The sequence below is a fragment of the Sedimentibacter sp. genome, from assembly GCF_032080165.1.
Lineage (GTDB): Bacteria > Bacillota > Clostridia > Tissierellales > Sedimentibacteraceae > Sedimentibacter.
The window spans coordinates 144,230-170,642 of the sequence record NZ_DAMASY010000005.1 but is presented as its reverse complement, the minus strand read 5'-3'; the positions used below and the strand labels follow the sequence as shown (position 1 = coordinate 170,642).

Sequence of the window (26,413 nt, the reverse complement as noted above, 5' to 3'; positions counted from 1 at the left end):
TCTTAAAACCTAAAATACAAAAATGGATTAAAGGAACCGTCAACCAAGTAACCGGTAACTAATAAAAGCATTGACACTAAGACAACAGGTTCTAATATATTTAAAATATGTTCGCCTTTTTTACTATATTTTATCTTATTAATGACCTTCACGGTTAATGGAGTTGCTCCGAAAGCAGCAATAACAAATGTCAGTCCATAGCTTCTTAAATAATATTCCGTTTCGGCACTTGAAAACGGTATGTTTAAGGCACCGAACATCCCCTTAATGTACTCGATACACTCAGACATGTTATTTGTATTGAATATTACAAAGCTAATTATCACAAAGAACAGAGTGTATATATGCCCTGCAATCGCCGGCAATTTATTTAAAATTCCATTAAGAAAAATCTTTTCTATAATTAAGAAAATCCCAAAGTATAGTCCCCAAATAACAAAGTTCCAATTAGCACCATGCCAAAAACCGGTTAAAAACCATACAACAAATATATTTCTTATCCACTTAACTGTACCTACACGATTTCCGCCCATAGGTATATACACATAATCTCTGAACCATGTACCGAGGGATATATGCCACCTTCTCCAAAACTCAGAAATACTTTTGGAAATGTAAGGGTAATTAAAATTCTCAAGAAAATGAAATCCGAAAATACGTCCCAACCCTATAGCCATATCGCTGTAACCGGAAAAATCATAATATATTTGCAGCATAAATGATATGGCAGCAATCCAATAAAATAAGAGCGTGCTCTCCTGCAGGTTATAAAAAATTTTCCCTAATTCCCCCAGGGTATTGGCAATCAGAACCTTTTTTGACAATCCCACTATAAAGCGATTAACACCATAAGAAAAATTAGCAAAAGTGTGTTTGCGCTGTGATAACTCCTGCTCAACCGCAGTATATCTTACTATAGGTCCTGCTATAAGCTGCGGGAACAAAGTTACGTAAGCAGCAAAATTAAAGAAATTATTCTGTACCTTTGCATTACCATTATAAACATCTATGGTATAAGATAATATTTGAAAAGTATAAAAACTGATTCCAATAGGCAACACTATTTTTAAGGGACTAATTTCAAAACCGAATAACCAATTTATATTTTCAATAAAGAAGTCTGCATACTTGAAATATAATAAGATACCTACACTGAAAATAATTGAGCAGATAAGCGGTAATTTCGCATATCTGCTCTTTCTTAGCTTATCAATCCACAATCCATGAAGATATGCCGATAATGATGATATCAATATCAAAACTGAATATATCGGCTCTCCGTAAAAGTAGAAAAATAAACTTGAAATCAGTAAGATGCAATTCTTAAATCTAAAAGGCACCATAAAGTATAGCATTAAAACCATTGGCAAGAAGTAGTATATAAAGCTAATACTTGAAAATAACATTTTATTTTTCCTTTAAATTTAAAAATGCATCGTGTAAAGCACTTCCAACATCATCACTCATTATTAAAACTATAACATCTCCAATATTATCAACTATAACATTATTAGGGTCTACCCCAACACATACCCATTTCATAGGATCAGTATTTTCTTTAATTTCTGCTTTTATCTTTTCAATATCTGCGCCTTCTTTAACCCTTACTAAACATAAAGAATAAGCAGATGCTGACATAATAGGTTCAGATGCTATTGCTGACTCAAACTCTATATCATCCTTACCTAAAAAATAACCGGCATTTTCTGCTGTAATTTCTGTTGTTTGCAATCCGTCTTTAATGAAATCTCTAAAGGAATCACTAATATCAGCTGTTTCATATATCTTGTCTAATATACTCTCAAGATTTCCCTCCAGATTGCTATTTTTAATTGGATCTGTATCCACGTCTTTTGATTGACATGCAGTAAAACTAATTACCATAATTAATGTCAATATTATTAAATGTATTTTTTTCATAAAATTCTCCTTTTAAGTAATTATGCATGCACTTCATAGTACATTAGACGACTCTGTATCAATATTGTTCCAAAAAAGGAGTATGAAAAAAATACCAATGAATTTTATCGGCACAAAACTTGCTGTGCTAACACCATCTTTATAACAACATATTAACACTATTTTTGCCTTGTTCTTTTGATAAATATAACGCCTCATCTGCTCTTTTCAGGGCATCACTGTAGTCAATATCCGTATCTTTAAAATAAGAAAAACCTATTGAAGCTGTTATACTTATAGTTTCATTTCCTACTAAAACCTCTAACGAAGAAATTCCCTCTAATAGCTTTTCACCAAATTCTATTATATGTTCTTCTCGTAACCCCGGAAAAATGCCTACAAATTCATCTCCGCCCCAACGGATCAGTTGATCGGAATTTCTTATTATATGATATATTGCATCGACAATTTCTGTGAGTACCATATCTCCTACATGATGACCATATTTATCATTTATATGCTTATAATCATCAATATCCATCATCATAATAGCCGGGCCTTCTCCTGTTTGCTTAAATTGCTTAAAAAAAGAATTTAGATTTATTTCCCCGCTTCTCCTGCTTGATGCCTTAGTCAATGTATCTATATTGATTTCTTTTTCTAAGGATTTAGTTGAAGTTAACAGGTGTTTATTTCCAATTAAATAAAGTATTACAAAGCCTAATAATAAAACTACAAAAATATATCCTAATAACTTTATTATAGAATCACTGGATAAAGAATCAATTTCACTGTTTACTTTTTCTGTATAAGCATCTATTTCATCTAAATGAACACCCATTGCTATAATCCAATCATAGTCCTTATATAGTTTTGCATATGTAATCTTCTCAGATATCCGGGAGCTGTTTAATTCTTTAAAGTAATAGGTAAAAAATAGCTCTCCGTCTTTCTTTATGCCTTCTAATTCTTCCAAATAAGGCAGATTACCGTTAATGTCTTCCATATCTGTAGATAAGTACGTTCCCTCTGTTTCCCTTAGATTAGGGTGAACCCTCCGAATAGCATAATCTTTCCCACCTTCATAGTTAATAACCTCATTTACCCATATATAGGAATCATTTGAAAACTCTCTGCTTCTTATTAAAGCTCCAGCTTCCGCTTTTACAATTTCATCTATATATGCTTTGCTAACTCCAAAAATACCTTCTATACTGCCTTTACTAATAGTGGCATACGGAGACAATACTAATTTTAAATTTTCCACGGTACTGTCTATATCCATATCTAATCCGGAAGAATCATATAAAATCTCTTCTGTACCATTATCCCATAAAAAGGCAGTCCATATCGTTGAATTTGTATCATCATTAAATCTGTACGTGAAAAACTCTATAAACTCTTCATCTGTTAAATCTAACTCTTCCCGAAACCGTCTTTGCCTTGCTTCTGTATTTCTCTTGTAATCATTGTACTTAGTGTCTCTTAAACTATCAATTTCCAAAAATATATTATTTACCGTATCTTTCAGATATGCCTTTTTTAAATCTATAATAGTTTTTTCAGTTTGCTCTAAATATATCTTTTGTGTCCATTCATGAGATAGGAGATGTAGATATATAACTATTAAACATATTGCAATAGCTGCTATGAATGTTTCTATTCTATACCTGTTTTTTAATTTCATAATATTTCCTCTTTATCCTGTTACCCCCTATACCCTTATGGTATTCTACCCTTAAAAACTATTATTAATCTTAAAATAACGTGAAAATTATGTCAACTTATTTCTACTTTACAGTTCTATTTGAACCTTATATAATGTATTAATACTGATTATATTTTAATGTTAGATTTCCCTTACATACAGCATATATTAAACATAACGTACAGTAATAATTAAGGAGGACGATAAATGAACAATGTTTTATTCGCATTCGGATTGACACTTTTTGCAGGTCTGTCTACAGGTATAGGCAGTGCCCTTGCCTTCTTTACGAAGAAGACCAACACTAAATTTCTATCTATCAGCTTAGGCTTTTCAGCAGGTGTAATGATTTACGTTTCTATGGTAGAAATATTCGTTAAGGCAAAGGATTCCCTTACTGCAGAGCTTGGATTAAAAACCGGATCATGGGTGACGGTAGCTGCATTTTTCGCAGGCATGCTTTTTATTGCACTCATTGACAAGTTCATTCCAAGCGGTGAAAATCCTCATGATATGTATAAAGTTGAAGATATCAAAGATTACGATGTCAAAGCAAATGATCCTAAACTTTTAAGAATGGGAACATTTACGGCGCTTGCTGTCGGTATTCACAATTTCCCTGAAGGTCTTGCCACATTTATATCCGCGCTTCAGGAACCAACAATAGCTATTCCGATTGCCGTTGCAATAGCTATTCACAACATACCTGAAGGAATTGCGGTATCGGTTCCCGTTTACTATGCTACGGGAGATAGAAAAAAAGCTTTTCTTTACTCCTTCCTGTCAGGTCTTTCAGAACCTATAGGGGCATTAATAGGATATTTAATACTGATGCCTTTCATCAACGACCTTGTATTTGGATTGATTTTCGCTTCTGTAGCCGGAATAATGGTATTCATATCCTTGGATGAGCTTCTTCCCTCAGCACAGGAGTATGGTGAACACCATCTTTCAATATACGGGCTTGTAAGCGGTATGGCAGTAATGGCTGTAAGTTTATTATTATTTATTTAACATTTATAACAAAATACAGAACATAGCTTATAAAGCATGCTCTGTATTTTTTATTATAAAATTACTTGTAATTACACATTATTTAATGTATGCTTACAATTAAAATATATGTTATGGAGAGTTTATATTTATGGATGGCAATGCCACGATACAGATACTGCTTTTAATTTTTTTGTTATCTTGTTCATCATTTTTTTCAGCTTCTGAAACAGCCCTTATGTCTATTAGTAAAATTAGGCTAAGACATATGGTGGAAAACAATATAAAAGGCGCAAAGACGGTAGAAAAATTAATAAATAATTCAAATAAACTTTTGAGCGGAATTTTAATAGGAAATAATATTGTTAATATTGGAGCGTCAGCACTCGCTACTAAATTAGCTATAGATTTTTTCGGAGCAGCAGGCGTAGGAATTGCTACTGCAACAATGACAGTCTTAGTATTAATTTTTGGAGAAATAACCCCAAAATCATTGGCTGCAAATAATCCAGAAAACACTTCGTTTAAGGTTTCAAAACCTATTACAATAATCATTAAGACACTAAATCCAATTATATATATATTTAATAAATTAACTGACTTAATTATTAAGCTAATCATTGGTAAGGATGATGGTAATAAACCTCTTATAACAGAAGAAGAATTAAAAACTATGGTTGATGTTAGTCATGAAGAAGGTATTATTGAACTAAATGAAAAAGAAATGATAGAAAATGTATTCGTATTTAATAGTCTTAAGACTAAAGATATAATGACTAAAAGACAAGATATAGTTGCAATAAACTATGATAGTTCATATGATGAAATTAGAGATGTATTTGCTAAGGAACAGTATTCAAGAATTCCGGTTTATAAAGAAGACATTGATAACATTATTGGTATGCTATATGTAAAAGACTTGTTCCATTATGATGTAAATATTCCTTTTAAAATAGATGATTATATCAGAGAAGTTTTTTATACCTATGAAAATAACAATATTACTAAATTATTTTCGTCTATGCAAAAAAACAAAATCTCAATGGCCATAATATTAAATGAATATGCCGGAACTGAAGGAATTGTAACAACTGAAGATTTAGTTGAAGAAATAATCGGTGATATAGTTGATGAATTAGATGAACATTCTAATCATTTTGAACAAATCAGCGATAAAAAATATTTAGTTGACGGTGAATTAAGAATAGAAAAACTTAATAAATATTTAGGAATAAATCTTCAATCAAAATATGTTAATACCATAGGTGGATACATAACAGAAAAATTTAATAGATTCCCTGAAAAAGGCGAATTCATCGAAATAAATAGTATAAAGTTTATAGTAGAAGATAAGGGCAGAAACAAAATAGACAGATTATTAATAGAAATAAAATGATTTTTCCTTATAACATTCCCAATAATAATGCTCATGTACGGTAAAGAAGCAAGCAACAGAAAACAGAAGATAGACCGCCAGCACCACACTATTCCGAACCATAGAAACCAAAGAACAAAAGACAAGCATTATGGAAATGTGCATAACAGGCTATGGAATCATGGATAACTCTATTCACAGCACATGGAAAAGCTAAAAAGACAGCAAAATGATTTACAAAGCCAATATCATGTATCAGTAAAATATATTGCTTGCGAATTAACACAATCAAATGCAGTTGATTTGATTTTTGAGAAGCTAAATAATTGGCAAGTATCTGTTGATTTTCTTGTAAATAATGCTGGTTTTAATGAATGTGGGTTGTTCACTGATACAGATATGGAGCAGGAAATGAAAATGATTGATTTACATATTCGATTTGTTACACAACTTACAAAACGTATTTTGCCCATGATGAAAAAGAATAACTATGGGCGAGTAGTTAATGTTGGTTCAACAGGTTCATTTATACCCTCTCCGTCAGATGCAGTATATTCAGCGACAAAAGCATATATAATGTCGTTCTCTAATGCTCTTTATGGAGAGTTTAAAAGGACAGGTATAAAAATAACTTCACTTTGTCCCGGAGCAACGGAAACAGAATTTGCGGCAAAAGCAAATATACAAGATACTCTGCTATTCAAATATGCAGTAATGAAGCCGGATAGCGTAGTAGAAATAGCTTACCCCAAGTTGATGAAAGGGAAAAGGTTAGTTATTCCGGGTATATATAATAAACTTTTAATATTTTTCTCAAAGATTTTGCCTGTTGGAGTAACGAATAGCCTTACCATAACCATGATGAAATAAATGCGTTTGATAAAACGATAGTTAAGATTTACAAAAAGCCCGCAAATTCCACTATTTGTAATCAAAATGTAAAGCTGTCTTGATAGAGTGCAAATGAGGTTTTTGGTAGGATTGAAGCACAAAAATTAAAGGAGGAACACATATGGAATTTTCAGAAAAACTTATAGCGTTACGCAAAGGCAGAGATTTGACGCAGGAACAATTAGCCGAGCAGCTAAATGTTTCAAGGCAGTCTATCTCAAAATGGGAAAGTGGGCAAGTTATACCCGAAGTAGAGAAGATTGTTGAATTGAGCAAAGCATTTAATGTTACACTGGATTATCTGTTGAAACCGTCAGAAATAGATGAATTATCAGTTAAGGCAGATATGCTGGAACAGCAGCAAAAGCAACTGTTAAGCAGGGAGCAAACACGCACAAAAACTTATAAAAATATTTTGTATTCAGTTGCAATTTATTTAGTATTCTTTGCGGCATTCTTTGTAGGACATTACTTCTTTTTCTCTTTAGAATGGGAAGTATGGGGGAAACCTATAATTTTTGCAGAGTTTTTCGTTGCAACTGCAATCGTTATAGTTATTTGGGCAAAGAGTTTTACTAATAGACAGAAAAACTGATTTTCATTGGCAGATAGTCAAGGGGCGACAGCCTAATGAGCTGCCGCCCCTCTGAATTATAAATTGCAACTGTAAATCATGCAACGCCCAATGTGGGAGAAAGGGGGAATCGTTTATGCCTTGTACAGAAGCATACAGAGAACACATTATGTATACTTTCAATGGCTATTGCAAGACCGTCATACGCTTTGCGGCTATAACTGCATGGCGTGACAGGAGCAGACGGCGGCAAAAAGAAATATCCCTTGAATACCTCACAGAAGAAAAGTTTTACCCTTTAGGCACAACAGATGAATATTTTGAAGCACCCTACGAAGAATACCCCATTACGATATGCGGTCAGACAGTTATCCTCACCAATGGAGAACTTGCCGCCGCCCTGTTATCTTTGCCGGAGAAGAACCGGGAAATCATTTTCCTTTACTTTTTTGGGGATTACACACAGCGGGAAATCGGGGAACTATAGTTGTTCATTTTTATAATCAGCTCATCACCCTTTTGATTAAGTGATAAGTCTTTTTTATCAGTAAAAGGCATATAGATAGAAAAAATGTACTCGCTACCATCTTTTTTTATTTCCTGAGTTCTATTATTATATTTTATTTCAATAGGATTTTCACTTCCAAAAATTTCTTTACTCATTCTTTGAAGCATATCAAGTCCAACTACTTCATTTTCAAAAAGTGGAGCATAATAAACAGGTACAGGTGTAAAACTCTCTATAATCATGCTTTTGTATTTTTTCTGAATTTCTTTCCATCCTTTAAAATATTCATCTGTTACATTTTCTGGTATCACTCTGTTAACTATAATAGCATCAACATTAAAATCATAAATATTCAAATAGGTAAAACTTCTCTGAGCTTCTTTAATTACCATTTTTTCCGGATTAACAACGATTCTGATACTTGTAACATCTCTGTCGGCAAGTATTTGTCTCATTTCATCAAGTTGATTGTATATTTTATCAATCTCTCCCATAACTCCATCAGATGGCATAGGAATCCCCAGCAGAGGTTCTACAACTGGTTTAACAACTTTAATTGCCTTTCTTTTCATTGGAAACAATTTTTCCATCCACCAACGGAGCATTTCAGGAAAACTTAATAATGAAAGCGTCTCACCAGTAGGAGCACAATCGATGATAATAACATCAAATGTTTCTTCCTTATAGTAATTAAGAATTCTCAATAAGCTTAACAAGTCCTCCATGCCCGGAAATATAGTCAATTCTTCAGTAGTAATGTCTTTTACTGATTTAGCAGTAAAAAGCTCTGTAAGGTATTGTTGAACTTTACCCCATCCTTGTTCAACCTCGTGTATGACTACTGCAATCCAAACTTCCTGATGATTTTCCTTCATGTAACACACTTGAACTATTACTTCTATCTATCGGCTTGTTCAGAAACTCTTCCTTGGTTTTATACCAAGAACTTTAGCCAATTCTTTGCGACTTACATTTTGAGAAATAGAGACCGCTTTGTCAAGTATAATCTCTCTTGCATATTCAGGGCTAATGTCAGTGTCAAGCTTCATCCATTCAGATGGAACCCAGTTTTCTACCTTGTCATATACGTTCGCAGGCCATCCATAAGGCTTTCCATATTTATCAATCTTTTGCCTGCTTCCTGAAACAGTAATATAATAATATTGCTGCAACTCTTCAATGGCTTTGTCTACTTTACTGCCGCCTTTTTTTAATGTAACCCCCATCTCACGTCTTATATCACTGGTATTCAGCAGGGTCTTTTCTTCAAAAATCTGCCATAGCTTCCACACTGTTTCGCTTACTTCCCCTGAAGCTCTTCTCTCTTCTATATGTTCATATGGATGAAAAGCAGTGTAAAACAAGGAATACATATCAGCAGATACAAAGCCTTTGTGTCCTCCAAGAATACAACCAAATGCCAGTCGCTTTTCTTTTGCAGCCCTGTCTTTCCATACCCATGGATCAGTTTCAGGATCTCCTGTGTGCCAATTCTCCTCAGCAGTTTCATCTGAAAGAGACGGAAATCCCGGCAAAATACTTGATAGCGACATGAATCCAAGACTATCCACTCTGCTTAAAAAGTCATCATATTTTAATAATTGTGTCATATTACCCTCCCTAAAACACTACCTCTTCATACTGATTATCTATCCAAAAAAAGGCGCTATTCGTAGTAAATTTTAAAATACAATAATTGGGATCTGTCACTCCGCCGGAAAAGTGATTAATAAACCAGTCCAACCATAATTGTTTTTTCAGTTCAGGATCAGATAAAATCTCAATAGCACCTATAAGCGTGATATTGTTTTCTCCATCACAATAACATACACTTGCTTTATTATTAAGCTTAAAAAACTTAACCTTATGCGATGACAATCCGGTAGAAAACCATACTGTTTTTACTCCATCCGTTTTAATATTGGAAATTGTTGAAGCTCTTGGATATCCATTGTCATCAATTTTAGCTATTGTTGCATCAGTTGCATTCTTCATTATAGCTTCTGCTTTTAAAATCATTTCATTTCTCATATAATTCCTCTCCCTTTCTTTCACAAATCTTTTTAGAATTTCTTTTCTTACGCATAAAGGATTACGTTTTACTCTATCTTATCATACCGAACATGACAACTATATGTCATGTTCATAATTTGTAATAATTTTTTTTGCCTTTTCTTTTATTTCTTTTGCCATATCTATTGGTTCAACAACTCTTGCTTTATCTCCAAATCCAAGAACCCAGGACAATATATAGTCTTTGTTTGTATATCCTGCTGAGAATTTCAGATTTCCATCCTCCATTACTTCATAACATTCAGGTCCATATTCTTCAATCAGACGGTATTCTAAAGATTTATCAAATATAATGGTGATTTTGTTTTCATCTGCAAAGTAAACATCAAAATCAAGTTCTTTAATTGGTATTTCTCTTGGAGCAAATGTGTCATTAATAATTCTATGACTCCATAAACGATTGAGTTTAAAAAGTCGATAGTCATTTTTATCTCTGCAGTAACCAAACACATACCACGATGTCCATTTAAATGTCAAAAAATATGGTTCGATTGTTCGTTCTGATTGTCCTTTTTCTGAATAATAATCGAAGCTCACTAACTTATTCTCATATATAGCTGTCTTTAGCAGGGTAATCTTTTCTGACAGGCTGGATTTATAATGTGATGAAAGGTCAATGAGTATGCTATCCTTTATCGAAACGACTGCTTCACTTTTAGGTGATAACTTGCTTATCAACCTTTCGATTCTTGCAGTGTCAGACACACTGCCGAGGCTTTTTAATCCGGTTATAATACTTTGGAGTTCATCAACAGTTAATACATTTTTATCAAGCTTGTAACCATCAGCAATAGAAATTCCTCCATTAGCTCCCTGATAAGTAATGATGGGTATACCTGCTTTACATATATCATCAATATCTCTATGTATTGTCCTACATGATACTTCAAACCTTTTTGCGAGCTCCGGAGCAGTTGTCTTATTACATTGCAATAATATTGTTATTATTCCTAATAAGCGGTCAATTTTCATAATTACCTCGCTATTTCCTTTAATATCATTTTTTTAATTAGATAAAATTCCCTTAAACTTTCCTCTTGAGCCTCCGTGGGAGCGACCTGATGATGATCTGTGAGTACTTGAACCTGAAGAAGAGCTTTGCGCTTTTTGTATCTTTGTCTTACTTACAGTAGCATATAAGAATATATCTTTACTTTCAATCTGCATACTCAGTAGAAGTATATCCTCCTAAACTATCTATCGTTACTATTACAATTATACTAAAAACCGACTATCATATCAATATCCACACATTTTTATCCAAGCTTTAATTCTGTGCTATATATCTTCTTTCCTGACATAAAACAAACCGCTCACTGAATAGTTTGCCAACCGCATATTTCTACTCGCTACCGCTAAAGCGGTGACTATTTGCTTTTTTATGCCTGCGGTTTTCCACAATAAAGAACAGTAAAAGCCATATAATGCAATGCGTCAACAATGCGATAATACTTATTCCGATATTTTGCACCTGTCCGTTTAACATATCCATCAGCCCATAGAAAGTCGCGCTGGACGGCAGAAGATACGATAACAAACGTAGGGCGCTTCCTGCCGGAACTACCAAGTAGAATAGGATTGGGGGAGCTATGAATAAAATCATTACGATTTTGATGTAAGTGATGCCTCCCATCAGACCATTTGCAAAATGCCCTATAAATAATCCAGCCAATGCCGCAATAAAAGCAGACAATATGATAATCAGTAACAACGGAAAGATATGTCCTGCCTCAACTCTCATGCAGGTGAAAGCTGTTAGAATGGCAGCTAAAGCGCCACCACTAAACCCTAAAAAAACTTTTTGCGCAATAAAGTCCGTTCTTGTCATAGGCAGCACTTCATTGATTAAAGCTATGCCATCTTCCTTTTCTCCGATCATACTCATGGCGTTAAATGTACAGCCCATAAACATAGCAGTAACCATCGTTATGGCAATCAGCAGCAATTTAATCTCCTCGTTGCTATTTACGGCAGGGATAATTGTTATTTTGGAGGATGCTGCTTCACGTTCAGCATAGAGTTTTGGAAGTGTGTTCCCGATAATCATGTTCATTTGCAGTTCATCGCCGGACAAAAATGTTTTTATCCCGTTTTCATCGCGTAGAACCCCAATCATTTGAGAAGCGGGATCAAGTACGGCAGCTTTTAGTTCGTCCGCATTTTCAAACTCTGCTACCCTTCCATTACTTTGCAGCCAAGCGACGGACTGATCGGAAAGATCATTTTTCACGATACCAAAGGATGTTTCGCTTAAAGAAGAAAAACTCACTCCTGAAAGCATGTTAATCGCCAAGCCCACGATTACAGGCAACAAAAAGGAAAGGATACACATTTTATCTCTGCGTATGTTTTTAAGTTGATATTTAATGCCTTTCATGTTATCCCTCCTTTGCCATCTCACGAGTAAGCGCCCGGTGTACAAGCAGGAACAGCAATACAATTACCAACGCACAGGCAAAATAATAACTGCCACCAGCGGACGAGGTCGCAAAATACGCGTTTTTCATTCCCATAAACAGGTGATACATGGGATGATAATTTATCCAGTTCCAATCAATACTCGTCTGCCCTGCCAGAAAGACAGGTGTTGAAATAAAGATTGCAAGCACAAGATACAGCAAAGAAAACTGTTTGAAGTCGGGCAGTTGTACAGCACAGAAGAAGCCTGCCAGAGCCATAATTAAGGACAGTATTCCAGCTTGAACTAAAACAGCAGGTAAAACATTTAATCCTGCCGATATGCCTATATTTATAACGGTGAGTAAGCAGGTAAAAACGAGATCGGATAGCAGGAACAGACATAGCTTTGAAATGATAAAGACAGATTTATTCACAGGGAGTATGCCATGCACACGAATGACTCCCATCTGCTTTTCTTTGAATAGTATAGATGCCAAGCCTAAAAAGCCGACCGCAGCCAATTCAAAAAATAAGAATTCACAGGTAATTTCACGTCGGTTTTTCATTTCTTTATCATTTTGCCCAATAAGCTCTGCAGTGTAGCTGCTCTCCGGTGACAGCAGGGAAAGCGCATAGGCAGCACGATAATGATCGGTACTGGTTATCCCCGATGTGACCATGATAACTTCCGGCTCGCTGCTCGAAACATCGATACCAACGGAATAGCTATCGGAGCATTGCGCCTGTAAGTCTTCTATGGTATCAACCTTTGTGACTTCGGAAGATACTCCGGTCTGTGTTTTCATTGGGTCGTAAAGATAAACGGGATAAATATCCTGATCTAATTTGATATAGACAAAGTTGATATAGCAGGAGTACAGAATAAGAGAGCCGAGGGCAAGCAAAAGGAACTTGCCTGACAACATCAGTTTGAAATCTTTTTTTAGTATGGAGGGGAAACTGTACCACATTAAGATAACCCCCTCCCTGTATAATGGATAAACATATCCTCCAAAGTTGGTTCTTTTGAATGGATACTGATAATCTCGTCATGCGAGAACGGGATACCCACACCCAGTTCGGCCATCTCGATTGTTACGGTGGTACGCTTTCCTTGATACAGATAATCAATTTCCACCTGATGATTGCTGTTTTTCTCTTTAAGCTTCTTCGGCGTATCCAACGCCTTGATCTCCCCATCTGCAATAAAGGCCACCCGGTCACACAATAAATCAGCATCCATCATGTTATGGGTGGTTAAAAATACAGTAGTCCCTTTTTTCTTTTCTTCCTCAATAATTTTTCGGAACAGCACCGCACCCGACGGATCAAGTCCGCTTGTCGGTTCGTCTAAAAACAAAAGCCGTGGATTGTTGAGAAGTGCCCTCGCCATGCTGACACGTTGACGCATTCCTTTTGAGTATGAGGAAACAGGTTTTTTCAGATAGTCCTTTTTGAAGTCCAGTATTTCTAACAATTCATAGATGTCACGACGTTTTTTCACGGGATAAAATGATGCAAAATAGTTTAGATTATCCAGTGCACTTAAATTGGTATAGAGATACGGAAACTCAAACAATACGCCGATTTTTTCTTGAAACTCTTTTTGCTTAACAGCGGGGGATTGATTGAAAAGGCGCACTTCACCCCCGTGTCCGTTCAGTATGCCTGTCAAAATTTTCTGCGTTGTAGATTTACCGGAGCCGTTTGGTCCTAAAAACCCAAAAATCTCGCCACCTGATACCGAAAAAGTCAGCCCGTGTAAAGTTTGCTTGTTCTTTTGATAAGAAAAAGTTAAGTCCTTGACTTTTATCATACATCATCGCCCCACTTATCTTTTAGGCTGCTTTTTTTGCTTTGCTGTCGTTTTTCCCACCATTTCATAAACTTGAACTTAAACGGTATGGATATAAGCAACAGGGCAATGAGAAGAAGCCACCAATACCAATCCAATCCTAAAAACATAAAAATCATCCTCCTTTTTTTGGTATAATCAATTTATAAAAACGCATTGAAATCGAAGTGTGGATGCTGTGAAATCGGCGTGAAATATAAAATGCCTTGCCACCCCAAGACGGGAAGCAAGGCATTTCTATTGGTTTATCATCAGGCTGTTGTTGGGAATTGAAAATAAAATTTAACTCCGTTCTGCAAGTTTTGTACTCCATAATCGGCTTTATACATTGACAGGACTTGGGCCACTATGGCAAGTCCCAAGCCGGAGCCGCTGCGACTGTTGCTTTGGGAACTTTCTCCGCGATAAAATTTCATCCATATTTTCGGTAAATCTTTTTCAGGTATCAATTTCCCTTGATTATAAATAGAAAACCGAAGCATATTTTTTTCTTGGGTTACAACCAACCGTATTTCGCCCGCAGTGCTTACATTCTTTTTGGCGTTTTCAATTAAATTATCAAGCACTTGTTCAATGCGGTGTTCATCGGCATGGATATAGATTTTTTCTTCGGGTAATTCATAGCTGAAATGATAATTTGCGTTTGGTGTATCTATAAGTAAACGCCCTGCTACCGTTTCAACAAGCTCTATAAAGTCGAATCGTTCTTCCGATAATTTTATTGCCCCCGCTTCCAATGCAGATAAATCCAACAAAGATACAATCATGCTGTTCATGTGCTCTGTTGCGGACAGAATCACATCCATATACTGCTGTTTTTTTGTCTCGTCCGTTTCATCTTTTAATCCCTCTGTATAAGCGCGAATAATGCCTATAGGAGTTTTCATCTCATGAGACAAACTATCAACCAATTCTTTTCTTTGTGCGAGCAGTAAACGCTCCTGTGCAACGTCTTTTTTAAGCTGTGTATTGGCTATTTCCAGCTTTTTTAGTGCTTCCTGAAGACTGGCAAACATAACGTTCAAGCTGTGAGCTAACTCACCAAATTCATCATTTGTTTTTATTTCGCAATGTGCGGAAAAGTCTAATTGCGCCATTTTCTCCGCCGTATCGTTGATGGAATTGAGCGGCTTTGATATAAAATGACCGAGCATTACATCGACCCCGGTTACAACAATAATAAGCAGCAGGAACCATATCCAAAATGCACTGTTCCGGCTGACCGGCAATTCTTCCGCGAACAAATAAAACAGTATCATTATGCCGCCGACCAATTTTGATAGTAAAAAGACTTTCTTTCTGACTGTACCCAGTCCGAATATTATATTCTTCTTTTCCATTTCACACCTCAAACTTATAGCCGGAACGGATCAGCGTTACAATACGCCGACCTTCATCGCCTAACTTCTGCCGCAGCGTTTTTATATGGGTATCTACCGTCCGGGTATTTCCCTCAAAATCATATCCCCAAATACGATTTAAGAGCTGTTCCCTTGAAAACACTTGATTTCTGTTTTTCATAAAGAAGTGTAGCAATTCAAACTCTTTATGCGTCAATTCAACGTCATTGCCGCCTGCAATAACCATATGTGATGATGGAATCAGAACAATCTCCCCGGCATTTAAAGTGTTATGCGGGGCAGTAATGGAAGAACGACGCAGTAAAGCGTTTACTTTTGCCAGCAATACTTTTGGGCTGAAAGGCTTTGTCATATAATCGTCCGCACCATATTCATATCCCTTTAATTTGTCCTCCTCGTCCCCCTTTGCCGTGAGAAATATGATAGGAAGATTATACATTTCCCTTGCCAACTTGCAGACTGAAAAACCGTCCAGGTGCGGCATCATAATATCTAAAATCGCTAAATCGACAGGATTGTTTTTTAATATCGTTACAGCGTCTATTCCATCGTCTGCTGTAATGCAGGAATGACCGCCTCGCCTCATATATTCCACAATAATATCCTGCATGCTTCTTTCATCTTCTGCCACTAAAATAACAGCCATATATTTTCACTTCTTTCCCATGTGATTTTCTTTTCTCCGTGCATCATTCGGCTTCTTTGAATTTTTGGGTATCAAACTTTTTTCTACTTTTCATAAACGTTTATGTCAATATATGCACGATGCCTTGACCACCGTCAACAATAACCTTATCTCCTGTCTTAAGTCTAAGGGTTGCGTTACCACACCCCACAACTGCTGGAATACCAAGTTCTCTGGCAACTATAGCCGCATGGGACAAGGGTGCTCCTACATCGGTTATAATCGCTGCAGCTCTTGGAAATAGGGGAGTCCATCCTACATTAGTAGTTGTTGCAACTAAAATTTCCCCAGGTAGAAGCTTTTCACCTTCTTCTGGTGTAGACAAAATACGTACCGTTCCTTCTATTCTACCTGTTGCCCCGGCAAAACCCTTCAAGATTTCAGAATCAGATGATACAGCTAATGGCATAGTTGAATCATAAAAATCCATTCTTCTGTTTGGATCTTTCACCCATTCTAAAGGATTAAACCGTCCTCTGATGATTGATGGAAATGGCGGTAGTGCTTTATATTTTTCATAATTTTCTTTTCTTTTTAAGATATGATTTATATTCGTGCCTCTATCTGATAATAAATCCTCTATTTCATTAATGTAAAGGAAAAAAACATCATCTCCTATTCCGGTAAGCTCGCCTGCCTTGAGTGCAAATGTTCGAACTACCCTGAATACCCTTACAAACTCCGAGCGTGCCGCCTCTCTGATACGAGCGCCTTCAGATGCTTTTGCTATTTGCTTATCAAGCCATTTAACTTTATTTGGATAACGCTCCACGAATCTTTTCCAGGCCGCCTCATATTGAATACGCTGCTTCTTCAGAAGTTCATCTGCATTCGTATCAGACTCTTTGAATTCTTTAATTTGCCTTTCAAGCCAGTTTTCATCTTCTGAAGGATCTGGGATGGATAATTCAAACTCATGAGGACCTCTATGACCATTTTGCCTATAATACTCTTCACGGCTCATATCTCCTCTCAGAACCTTAGAGATTCCCATAACAGGACCAAGACTCGCCAGTTCCGAATTTCCCCTTAGGTTGGATAGCAGTGTATTGGCGTCTTCAGTCCCTACAAGCTTTGTAAGCTTTTTGCTTAAGTTTAAAGCTAATACAGCTTTACTACCACTTACGATCAAACCCCACCAAGCTTCATTGTTATACGGTTCAATCTCACTCTTCCATAAGTTCAGAAGTTCTTCCTTGGTGTTTTTTGTCTTTATGCATGCTTTAGTACTTCTGCACCAATCAGGCGTATTATGAATAAATTCCGGAAGGTTCTTTGCAACTTCTTTATTTTTTTTAATATAATACTTAATTCCCGGCAGCATTGTCTTTATTACTTCCATCCTTGTAAATGGATATGCTGGAATTGTCAATCCTTCCGGTATCTGACCGAATACTTCCCCAAGAATTTTCAATCCTAATTTTGAACTTCCATACAATGCAGTGATGGCAGATAATCTTTGACTTATATTCGAATATATTCTTCCGCAAATATTGCCTGACCACAAATAATACCCCGGCACAAAACCGGATTCAATATCCAGAGCTCGTACTAAACTCCAAGTAAACGGCGTAACTACATCTGGTATTGCCTCTCCCACATTTGTATTTACCCAAAGAGCGTCACTTGCTAAACTCTCATTAATTTCATAGGTATCCGGATTTCCTGAAGACAAGGTTGTTATAGGTCTCGCTTGTAAGATATACAATTTCCCGTTTGCCACTGCCCACTCAATATCCTGTGGGCTTCCTAATTTTTTCTCAAGCATAATAGCATATTGATATAATTTAACGGAATATTTTTTGAACTCGTCAGGACCATCATATTTTCCTTTCGACCTGCTAATTGTAAAATTATATGCGTTTGCTTCTCCGGAAACAAGCTGTTCTCCCAATCCATGCACATAATTACCAATTATGTTTACAAAACTTCCTGATATAGGATCAGCAGTAAACAAAACCCCTGATAATTCTGATGGTACCATTAACTGTACAACTACAGCAATTTGATGAGCTTCTTCTATTCCTTGAATAGAGCTGTACGCTTTAACTCTCTCCGATTGTCTCGATCTAAAAACCTCATATATAGCTTCCTGTATTTCTTTATCCGTACCTACATTCAGAACTGTTTCAAATTCTCCTGCAAAGGAAGCCTGAGCAGAATCTTCACTTAACGCAGAAGACCTCACTGCGAATATTGCTCCTTCATTATTCTTTCTTATTGTATTAAGAAAGTTCAGTATCTCCTTCCAAGCATTCTCATTTAGTTTTTCACCTTCAAAAGCTGATGGTAAAACTACAAAGCCTTCAGGTACCGGATACCCATCCTGAAACATCTTCGCCAGCATACCACCTTTTCCTCCTGCATAGGCTTGAAGTTCAGGAGTCAACTCTTTAAAACTTTTAACCATAATCATCATACAAGCACCCCTCTTACTTTTCAATTCCAAATCGAATCATAGAAAGAAAGCTGTTCCTTTCTGCAAGAAATTCGCCAAGATACGTTTCTTCCAAATCATCGTTATTCACTAAATCTGATAAATATTTGTTATCAAAATAATCCAATGTAAGCATTACCAATCTAAAAGCCTGATCACGGTTAACATCTTCTCTGAGAGCAACCTTTTCAAATAACCGTTTCCACTCTTTCTCGTTACCGGCAAGCAGCATTCCATACTTATTTTGAATTTCAGTTTTCAATTCAGCCGGTGTCTCATAAAAAGCTTCTCTCATAATTCTCATTAAGTCAGGATTTTTTTTGTAATAGTGGAATTTGATTATACTGAATTTTTCTTTTGCTTCAAAAAAATTTTGATTTTCTAATAGTGTATCAAATCTCATTTCTATCCTTCCCTTTTCAATGCATCTATCCAAAACGCTAAGATACAAATCTTTCTTGTTGTTAAAATGATGAAAGATAAGCGCCTTTGATATACCAGCTGCCTCGGCAAGCATTGTAGTTGAGGTATTTGCATATCCATGTCGGGCAAACACATCAAAACAAGCATCCAAAATTTTATCTTTATCATATAGTTGTAAAGGCATTAGATTTTCCTCCTTAAAGTTACTCTTAAAAGTTACTTTAAATATTTAAACTGACCATCGGTTAGTAACATTATAGCACCATGCTAACCGTCAGTCAACAAAAATTATTTTATAAGCTGATGACCCAAATCTTGATTTGGTGTCAGTCGCTTATACTGTAAGTGAAATAAAAAATGGACAAATCTTCATAGGATTTATCCATTTTTTATTTAATTGATATTTACTTTTGTAAATTTAGTATAAATAAGGATGCATCTTGACCCATGAATATTTTACTTCCACTATAGAATGTTTTGGATTGCATATTCTTATAACCAATACTTGACATATCTTCTTTTAGTTTTTCCTGATCAAAACCATTATGAACCATATCAGAAACTATATTATCATTCTTATCAAAGTCAACGATTATTAAATGACCTCCCGGATTTAAAACATCATATAGTTTATATAAAACTTCTTTATAATTCTTAATATGAAGTAGAACTTGAGCCATAAAAATATAATCAGTTTTTAAGTCCAATAAACTATCTTTTTCAAAATCAAAACATAGTGTATCAGCATTCTGTATATTATAATGAGATATTTTTTGCTCTATTTGATTAATCATTTTTTGTGATGTATCCAGAAACAATATTGATTGAAAATCATTCAATAAGTTCACACCAACAAGACCTGTTCCGCATCCAAAATCTATAGCTGTTTTGTTTTTAGTATCAACTAAGTATTCACGAATTGCCTCTGATGAAACCTTTGCAATTTGAATTCTTTCAGGAGTATCATATGTATTGGCTATCATTTCAAACTTATCTGTATTTCCCATTACTTCTTCTCCAATTCATCCTAATTAATTTAATATTTCAATTATCAATACCTATAGAAGGTCAACTCTTTTTCGGTTTGTTAATAGTGTAATAATATCCGATAACAGTTACTGTCAAAGAGCTTATTGCATCTACTATTAAGTCAGTCATCGTATCTCTCAAAGCTGCATGCCCTGCCAAGACGGTTCCATCAGCCAATATAAATTTTTGCATATTAGTGCCAAGCAGACTATCAGCTAAAAATTCATATATCTCCCATACTGCTCCTGCAGCCAAAGCAAAGCAGAAGGCAAATAAAGCTACAAAAAAAGGACTTAAGCGAGTTTTTAACACTTCCATATCATTGAAGTAACTAACAAGACTAAATCCTAATGCTCCCAGCATCGCTCCGCTGAATGCATGTAAGATTAAATCCCAGTAAGGTATCAAAAAATAGAAATTTCTAACCTCTCCAAGATATATAGCACAGTAAAGGAAAATAAAATACATAACTTCCATTTTGTTCGGAATGTCTACATACAATTTATGCTCTACCACTGACGGAATAAACATAACGATAATACCTAATATGCATTGTAACAGCATAAGTACATAATCGCTTCGTACTTTTGTATATGCATCTTCGCTTATAACAGAAGGGGCATTAATCATTTTAATTATAATATAGATTATTGAGAAAAAAAGAAAAATGAAAAGCAGTACGCCAGTAATTTTCTTCCAATCTCTTCTTCCGGCAGAGTATATCTTTTTCATTTTCCACCTCAAATACTTATTTTAAATAATATTAACATGAACCTCATTAATTATCCATATTTCCAATATTTGGGATTTATATACTAAAGTACTTATACTACTAAATATATTTCATTAGTTACAATATATTCATCAACCCTTTATCTTAACACCAATTACTACAACCTTTCCTTAATCGTAATTTTAACGCTATCACCCGGCTGTTTACCTATTTTTGCTCGTATGTCCTTGCGCATACCTATAATGTAACACACAGAGCCGTCAGCATTCTTTATACCCATATTTACAATACTTCCTTCATATGGCTCACCGTCAAAGGTTGCGTGGACTTTTACTCTTCCTTTTCCGAACTCTACTCTTACATCATAAGGAAATTCAACATATGCACCGTCAATATCAGGAACTTTTTTAATTTCTGCTTCAAACTCATATAATTTATTCATTTCATAACTGCTCATAAAAATCCGTACCTCGAATTACATAGAATTATACTATTTTGATATTTTATTTTTCATAGTTTCAGCTCTACGAACATGTTTGTGCCTTTTTATTTCCAATATTTTATCATCACTGCTTAATATAACGTAGTTCTTTCCCGCTATCAGATACTTGAAATGTATTATCATGCATTAAACCAATTTTTTCATAGAAGCTTCTTGCCCGCATGTTTTCTTCTAATACCCAAAGCTCTATATTTTCAATGTTTTCTTTTTTAATTTCGTTGATTCCCCATTCTACTAAATCTTCAGCAACTCCGCTGCCCCAAAATTCTTTAATTAAATAGACTCTCCAAATTTCTATCCACGACTTATCATTATTCCCATATCTGCAGCTTCCAAATGAAATCAGACCTGCCGGTTTATTATTCTCAAAAGCAATAGCCGTCTTTGGCGACCCTATGGATAATTCATTAATAAAACGCTTTGTTCTTCTTTCAAAGGAAAAAACATCATATAAAACATTATCCGGAATGATACCTTTAAAACCTGCCTGCGATGATTCTGAATGAATTTTACCTAAGATTTCCGAATCATTCAAGTCTGCATAACGAATTAATCTACTCAAAGCTATTCCTCCTAATCTAATCAAACTAAAATCCACATTCTTCGTTAACTATACATAATTTTATTCTATTGCAGTCTGTTTGACCTTCAACGATTGATAAGTAATTACATACTCTTTCTTTTGAAGAACAATCAACACATTTATTTAATTCAACACATGGCGGGTTATATCCTGCTCGCTTTGCATTTAAAGGGCCTGCGATATTTTTAACTCTCTTTACACCCTCTTCAACCGTATCAACAACCTTATTGACACCTACTACGATTACTACCTTGTCAGGTCCGAAAGTAATTGCTGCTACTCTGTTTCCACTATGGTCAACATTAATAATTCGACCATCGACAGTTACTGCATTTGAACCTGAAATATACCAATCACTGAGCAGAGCTTCCTTTTTTATGGCTTTAGATTCATCTTTATTTTTAGCCAGCTCTTTATCATATACAACATTTCCTCTTTGTATTAGTAAATTAGTAATATTCATTTTCTGAAGAGTACCGGAATGACCAATGCCTACCTTACATTCTAATGGTACTGTATTTAATAAATATAGTTTAACATCATCTAAAGAATCAAAATACTTAACATCTATGTTTCTATTTTTGAAATTTTCCTTTAATTTATTAAATCTCTCTGTATTCATCTGATTGACCTGCCTTTTAATTTAATTAACATAACTTATATTAGTTATATCATGTTATTAAATATCACCGGTAACATTTAAATCTATTTCATTTAACATATACTCTGCAAATTCAATTAAACTGCTGTTATTTATATTAAATTCGCTGTTATAAATATATGAATTAAGTGCGGATTCAATAACATCACAATATTTAACTAAATATAATTTCGCCCATTCTCCGCCTTCTTTTTTAGAACATATCTGCCCGGATATTAAAAAACATAAAACCCTGCAAAGATTTAATATATAATAAATCGGGTTATCAATAATTTCTTTTTTTGAATCAATTACATCATTCATAATTGAATCAATATAAAATCTTTTTGGAACCTGTTGAAAAACCTCATCTATTGGCTTTCCGATTAAACATATCCCTCTTTCTCTTATTACAGTTATATGTGCTGCCAAATCAACATCGGTAGAATCTCCACAAATATAATCAAATTGATTAATATATCTGCTTTTATATTTGTCTGAATAATGCAATATAAATGGTGTTGGATATTTAAAATTTTTAGTATCCTTTTCTGTCATAACGCTCATTTCAAATCCTTTATTAGGACAATCATCAGTTAATTCTAATAGAAAATTAACTAAATCTCTTAAATCTTTATCAAATGGCTTATTTTTTACTACAGCAATAAAATCAATATCACTTAATAGAGGATTGAAACAGTTCATTGCTAATGAACCATGAAGATATATCCCAACTAAATTTTCTTGCAAAATATCGGAATATGAATATTTGATTTCATCTAATAATTGATTAACTGGCATCATTGTTTATTCCTACCTAATTATTACATCTTATTCTAAAACAGACATCCAAAGCTTTTCCGATTCTATCACCAATTCTGATACCATCTTTATAAAAGGTCCATAGTTCATAGTTGTATGTGCCAAATCCAGTACATCATAATATCTTACACGATTTTCTTTTTTAATAATTATTGGAGTATATCCGTTCTTCATTAGTTCAAAATTCAGAATCAATCTTGCGGTTCTTCCATTTCCATCGATAAATGGGTGAATTTTTACAAATTCACCATGCAATAATGTTGCTCTAACAACCGGATGATAATCTTTCCAGTCGCTTTGATATTCTGCAATAAGTTTTTGCATATTTTCCGGCATTTTGATCATCAATACCTTTCAGTATCAATGCATGAATGTTCCTGATATTCCACTCAGAAGATTATTACCCTTCATTCAACGGTTTATAAACCTTCGCTTTTTGTTATTATAACCTGTGAATTTAAAATCTGTGCTTCAGACGTATTTAAAAACTCTGAGAAAAAGCTTAAAGGAACGCAAGTTATTCCATCTACTAAAATCGGAGCTGCATAAAGCTGAATGCCTGTAGTATCATCCATGGTATAGCTGTCCCGACCTATTTCAAAGGAAAGCAGCTCTCCTACTGTAACTTTTTGAGATTCTTGTATCCATCCTACTTCATATCCAAGTTCTTCTGAAACAGCTCTCACCGGCAACATTATAACACCGTCGTCATTTTGAACCGGTTTAACCCCTTCAAGTATTTTCCTATTCACTACAACTTCCATTACGGCAACATCTTCAATTATCGCTGGTTCATCCTCGTCAAGCACTATTATTTTTGTCGGATTCGTCTGTGCAGGAATACTTTTTGTAGACACACCGTATAAAACCACAAGCTTTCTATTGTAAAGCTCTCCTTCAAACCTGTTTTCATCCTCTGATACAATTTCTGTTTCTTCCGAAACATTTAATTTAAGGAAGTTATCAGCGCTTATCAAATCATCGTTGAAAAGGTCAACCTTTATATTTAAATCAATTTCTCCCACAATTGCGACTTCAGCCGAAATCTGCGGAGGATATATTAAAATCATTGGCTTTTGTGAATCATAAAATGCAGTTAATGATTCTCCTACTGCCAATTTATCTATGTTTATTGTATATGTATCTTTTGTAATAATAATATTTGCGGGAAGTCCATTTTCATCCTCTATGGCTACCATTTTGGCACCGTCTCCACTGTGATAATCAGATATTTCCTTTATTTCTCCTGTGTAGGGCATAAATCGTGACTTTAATTTATACTCCTCATTTACTTTATTATCGGTGTTAACCTCCAAATTTTCATTAATCATATCAGCAAATGCCGTAAATGTTGACATTGATAAAACCGCAACTGATAATGCTGCTGCAGCAATTTTTCTAATTTTCATTTTTTTACCTCCAAATTATTTTATTAATTAATTTAGACGGTTAAAAAAATTTGTTGTTCCAAAAATTCGATGTTAAATTTTTCATCATAAAAAACATCCTCAATATACTCACAAGGACCCATATCGAAGATAAAGCAGATGTTCCATCTCATTAATGGTGGGTTCCGGTTTCGTAACACCATTTCGCTATTTCTGCGATAAGCGGTAGTGGTAACGGCTTACTGTACGGAAACTGCACCGCACCTTTGCTTGTTTTGTATTCCGTGAGCTTTTCTCTGAAATGCTCAACAGCTTTATCGCCTGGGTACAACCCGATGTGCTTTTTAAATGCCGCAAAATGGATAATATTTTGTTTGCGCCAATAAGTTGGCATGCTCCATGATATACGTTCTTCCGCATATGGCAGTGTAGCACGAAGCGTATCTCTCACTTGATTTAACAACGGCTGAACATCCTCAGGTTGTGCATCAATATAAGCATCAATCGTTTTCGGCGGTTCACCGCAATAATGGTCTTGATTTGTGTTTTTAAACTCCCGTTTGCATTTAGGGCATTGCCACATAATGTATTCACCTCTCTAATATTTATCTTTATTATAAATATCTTCTCAATAAATTCTAATTCTTGCATATTTTAATTATCAAATAGCTTAGGTGTTTCAATAAATGCATTATACCTTTCAAGACAATTTTCCATCCACTCCTCCGGTGGAAGCGGCTCCTGTGTTTCCATAATTGAAAAGCCACATTGAATCATTGAATTTATATAATCGCTGAAAGTATGATGATAGCTGCTGCTTAAAAAATTTTCAATCGAACTGTTATATTCAATCCAAGGTTGGATGTAGCTTCTCTCACGTCTATCTAAATATCTGACGGTCCATTCGCTATCATCAGGAAAATCTTCATCTTTGCTGATGGGATATTGTGAGGTGTAGACGGGATTCATAGCCGAAATAACACATATACCATCAGGTTTAAGCATATCATAAATATTTGAAAATAATTTATTCAAATCCTTAATATAATGAGATACTGTTGAAGAAAAAATAAAATCAAATTTTTCATCAGTAAAGGATTTGGAAATATCGCCTTTATAAAATACGGCTGTTGAAGCAATTTTTTTGGCTTTAGCTTTTGCCAGTTTAAGCATATCATCTGATAAATCAATACCAATAATTTTCGCAGGATTTTTGTTTTCAAGCAAAAATGTAAAACGACCAGTTCCACACCCCAAGTCTATCACAGATTTTTCAGATAAATCAGGTAACATTTTTTGAATGCACGGCCACTCTATTTTACTGCTATACGAGTCTTCACCTGAAGTAAACTGTTCATATGCTTCTGCCATCCTGTCCCAGCTATGCTCAATAGTAATCATTTCAAATCTCCTCCTTAATTATGAATGGTTCATTCGGTATTGTACTATTATACCAAATAAGTATACCATATAAATCCCATTTGAAGTATATTCTGCTATAAAATAATTACATTCTTTTAGCATAATTCAAACA

The 26,413-nt window shown here is 34.9% G+C and carries 28 protein-coding genes and 2 pseudogenes; 5 read left to right on the top strand and 25 right to left on the bottom strand.

Annotated features, from left to right (window positions below; genetic code table 11):
* Positions 1-2 precede the first annotated feature (2 nt).
* The 3 genes from RT412_RS09070 to RT412_RS09060 all read right to left on the bottom strand — a co-directional run bounded on the left by RT412_RS09070 (position 3) and on the right by RT412_RS09060 (position 3,586).
* Positions 3-1,406 carry an MBOAT family O-acyltransferase gene (locus tag RT412_RS09070; protein ID WP_313340207.1) on the bottom strand — a complete coding sequence of 468 codons (1,404 nt, stop codon included), beginning with the start codon at positions 1,404-1,406 and terminating at the stop codon, positions 3-5.
* A 1-nt stretch (position 1,407) separates the two neighbouring features.
* On the bottom strand, positions 1,408-1,920 hold the full coding sequence (locus tag RT412_RS09065) for a hypothetical protein (RefSeq protein ID WP_313340205.1): 513 nt from the start codon (positions 1,918-1,920) through the stop codon (positions 1,408-1,410).
* A gap of 139 nt (positions 1,921-2,059) precedes the next feature.
* Positions 2,060-3,586, bottom strand: a complete 1,527-nt coding sequence (locus RT412_RS09060; RefSeq protein WP_313340203.1) for a sensor domain-containing diguanylate cyclase — start codon at positions 3,584-3,586, stop codon at positions 2,060-2,062.
* A 228-nt stretch (positions 3,587-3,814) separates the two neighbouring features.
* Between RT412_RS09060 and zupT the strand changes: the two genes are divergently transcribed.
* The 5 genes and pseudogenes from zupT to RT412_RS09035 all read left to right on the top strand — a co-directional run.
* Complete coding sequence (gene zupT, locus RT412_RS09055) at positions 3,815-4,621, top strand: zinc transporter ZupT (RefSeq protein ID WP_313340201.1); 807 nt, start codon at positions 3,815-3,817, stop codon at positions 4,619-4,621.
* A 130-nt stretch (positions 4,622-4,751) separates the two neighbouring features.
* On the top strand, positions 4,752-5,996 hold the full coding sequence (locus RT412_RS09050; RefSeq protein WP_313340199.1) for a hemolysin family protein: 1,245 nt from the start codon (positions 4,752-4,754) through the stop codon (positions 5,994-5,996).
* 183 nt (positions 5,997-6,179) lie between these two features.
* On the top strand, positions 6,180-6,845 hold the full coding sequence (locus tag RT412_RS09045) for an SDR family NAD(P)-dependent oxidoreductase (RefSeq protein ID WP_313340195.1): 666 nt from the start codon (positions 6,180-6,182) through the stop codon (positions 6,843-6,845).
* Positions 6,846-6,987: 142 nt separating this feature from the next.
* The gene (locus tag RT412_RS09040; RefSeq protein WP_313340193.1) at positions 6,988-7,461 is read left to right on the top strand and encodes a helix-turn-helix transcriptional regulator; all 474 of its coding nucleotides are present in this window, start codon (positions 6,988-6,990) and stop codon (positions 7,459-7,461) included.
* A 115-nt stretch (positions 7,462-7,576) separates the two neighbouring features.
* Positions 7,577-7,924 (top strand): annotated as a pseudogene (locus tag RT412_RS09035) (RNA polymerase sigma factor); the annotation flags it as partial.
* Here the strand turns inward: RT412_RS09035 and RT412_RS09030 are convergent.
* The 22 genes and pseudogenes from RT412_RS09030 to RT412_RS08925 all read right to left on the bottom strand — a co-directional run.
* Positions 7,909-8,817, bottom strand: a pseudogene (locus RT412_RS09030) (TRC40/GET3/ArsA family transport-energizing ATPase); the annotation flags it as partial. The pseudogenes RT412_RS09035 and RT412_RS09030 overlap by 16 nt on opposite strands.
* A gap of 45 nt (positions 8,818-8,862) precedes the next feature.
* Positions 8,863-9,558, bottom strand: coding sequence for a hypothetical protein (locus tag RT412_RS09025; RefSeq protein WP_313340191.1), 696 nt, complete (start codon positions 9,556-9,558; stop codon positions 8,863-8,865).
* A gap of 10 nt (positions 9,559-9,568) precedes the next feature.
* Positions 9,569-9,979: a pyridoxamine 5'-phosphate oxidase family protein gene (locus RT412_RS09020; RefSeq protein WP_313340190.1), complete on the bottom strand. Its 411-nt coding sequence runs from the start codon at positions 9,977-9,979 to the stop codon at positions 9,569-9,571.
* 99 nt (positions 9,980-10,078) lie between these two features.
* Positions 10,079-10,993, bottom strand: coding sequence for a YafY family protein (locus tag RT412_RS09015; RefSeq protein ID WP_313340188.1), 915 nt, complete (start codon positions 10,991-10,993; stop codon positions 10,079-10,081).
* Between the two features lie 370 nt (positions 10,994-11,363).
* A complete protein-coding gene (locus RT412_RS09010; protein ID WP_313340184.1) occupies positions 11,364-12,398 on the bottom strand; it encodes an ABC transporter permease in 1,035 nt (344 codons plus the stop codon).
* Between the two features lies 1 nt (position 12,399).
* Positions 12,400-13,392, bottom strand: a complete 993-nt coding sequence (locus RT412_RS09005; RefSeq protein WP_313340182.1) for an ABC transporter permease — start codon at positions 13,390-13,392, stop codon at positions 12,400-12,402.
* Complete coding sequence (locus RT412_RS09000) at positions 13,392-14,237, bottom strand: ABC transporter ATP-binding protein (RefSeq protein ID WP_313340180.1); 846 nt, start codon at positions 14,235-14,237, stop codon at positions 13,392-13,394. Before RT412_RS09000 ends, RT412_RS09005 begins: the two co-directional genes overlap by 1 nt.
* On the bottom strand, positions 14,234-14,386 hold the full coding sequence (locus RT412_RS08995) for a hypothetical protein (RefSeq protein WP_313340178.1): 153 nt from the start codon (positions 14,384-14,386) through the stop codon (positions 14,234-14,236). Before RT412_RS08995 ends, RT412_RS09000 begins: the two co-directional genes overlap by 4 nt.
* 141 nt (positions 14,387-14,527) lie before the next feature.
* Complete coding sequence (locus RT412_RS08990; RefSeq protein ID WP_313340176.1) at positions 14,528-15,616, bottom strand: HAMP domain-containing sensor histidine kinase; 1,089 nt, start codon at positions 15,614-15,616, stop codon at positions 14,528-14,530.
* Between the two features lies 1 nt (position 15,617).
* Positions 15,618-16,283: a response regulator transcription factor gene (locus RT412_RS08985; protein ID WP_313340175.1), complete on the bottom strand. Its 666-nt coding sequence runs from the start codon at positions 16,281-16,283 to the stop codon at positions 15,618-15,620.
* Positions 16,284-16,383: 100 nt separating this feature from the next.
* A complete protein-coding gene (locus tag RT412_RS08980) occupies positions 16,384-18,741 on the bottom strand; it encodes a PEP/pyruvate-binding domain-containing protein (protein WP_313340422.1) in 2,358 nt (785 codons plus the stop codon).
* A gap of 13 nt (positions 18,742-18,754) precedes the next feature.
* Positions 18,755-19,366 (bottom strand): TetR/AcrR family transcriptional regulator, encoded by a 612-nt coding sequence (locus RT412_RS08975; protein ID WP_313340174.1) that lies wholly within the window; start codon positions 19,364-19,366, stop codon positions 18,755-18,757.
* A 220-nt stretch (positions 19,367-19,586) separates the two neighbouring features.
* A complete protein-coding gene (locus RT412_RS08970; protein WP_313340173.1) occupies positions 19,587-20,189 on the bottom strand; it encodes a class I SAM-dependent methyltransferase in 603 nt (200 codons plus the stop codon).
* Between the two features lie 61 nt (positions 20,190-20,250).
* A complete protein-coding gene (locus RT412_RS08965) occupies positions 20,251-20,943 on the bottom strand; it encodes a hypothetical protein (RefSeq protein WP_313340172.1) in 693 nt (230 codons plus the stop codon).
* A gap of 158 nt (positions 20,944-21,101) precedes the next feature.
* Positions 21,102-21,401: a DUF1905 domain-containing protein gene (locus RT412_RS08960; protein ID WP_398439208.1), complete on the bottom strand. Its 300-nt coding sequence runs from the start codon at positions 21,399-21,401 to the stop codon at positions 21,102-21,104.
* A gap of 109 nt (positions 21,402-21,510) precedes the next feature.
* Complete coding sequence (locus RT412_RS08955) at positions 21,511-22,008, bottom strand: GNAT family N-acetyltransferase (RefSeq protein ID WP_313340168.1); 498 nt, start codon at positions 22,006-22,008, stop codon at positions 21,511-21,513.
* 25 nt (positions 22,009-22,033) lie between these two features.
* Positions 22,034-22,651: an LUD domain-containing protein gene (locus tag RT412_RS08950; protein ID WP_313340167.1), complete on the bottom strand. Its 618-nt coding sequence runs from the start codon at positions 22,649-22,651 to the stop codon at positions 22,034-22,036.
* A 57-nt stretch (positions 22,652-22,708) separates the two neighbouring features.
* Positions 22,709-23,473, bottom strand: coding sequence for an aminoglycoside adenylyltransferase domain-containing protein (locus tag RT412_RS08945; protein ID WP_313340166.1), 765 nt, complete (start codon positions 23,471-23,473; stop codon positions 22,709-22,711).
* A 27-nt stretch (positions 23,474-23,500) separates the two neighbouring features.
* Complete coding sequence (locus RT412_RS08940) at positions 23,501-23,815, bottom strand: Fic family protein (protein WP_313340165.1); 315 nt, start codon at positions 23,813-23,815, stop codon at positions 23,501-23,503.
* Positions 23,816-23,910: 95 nt separating this feature from the next.
* Positions 23,911-24,900: a copper amine oxidase N-terminal domain-containing protein gene (locus tag RT412_RS08935; RefSeq protein ID WP_313340164.1), complete on the bottom strand. Its 990-nt coding sequence runs from the start codon at positions 24,898-24,900 to the stop codon at positions 23,911-23,913.
* Between the two features lie 151 nt (positions 24,901-25,051).
* A complete protein-coding gene (locus tag RT412_RS08930) occupies positions 25,052-25,462 on the bottom strand; it encodes a DUF1801 domain-containing protein (RefSeq protein WP_313340163.1) in 411 nt (136 codons plus the stop codon).
* Between the two features lie 71 nt (positions 25,463-25,533).
* Positions 25,534-26,280, bottom strand: coding sequence for a class I SAM-dependent methyltransferase (locus RT412_RS08925; protein WP_313340162.1), 747 nt, complete (start codon positions 26,278-26,280; stop codon positions 25,534-25,536).
* Positions 26,281-26,413: the final 133 nt, after the last annotated feature.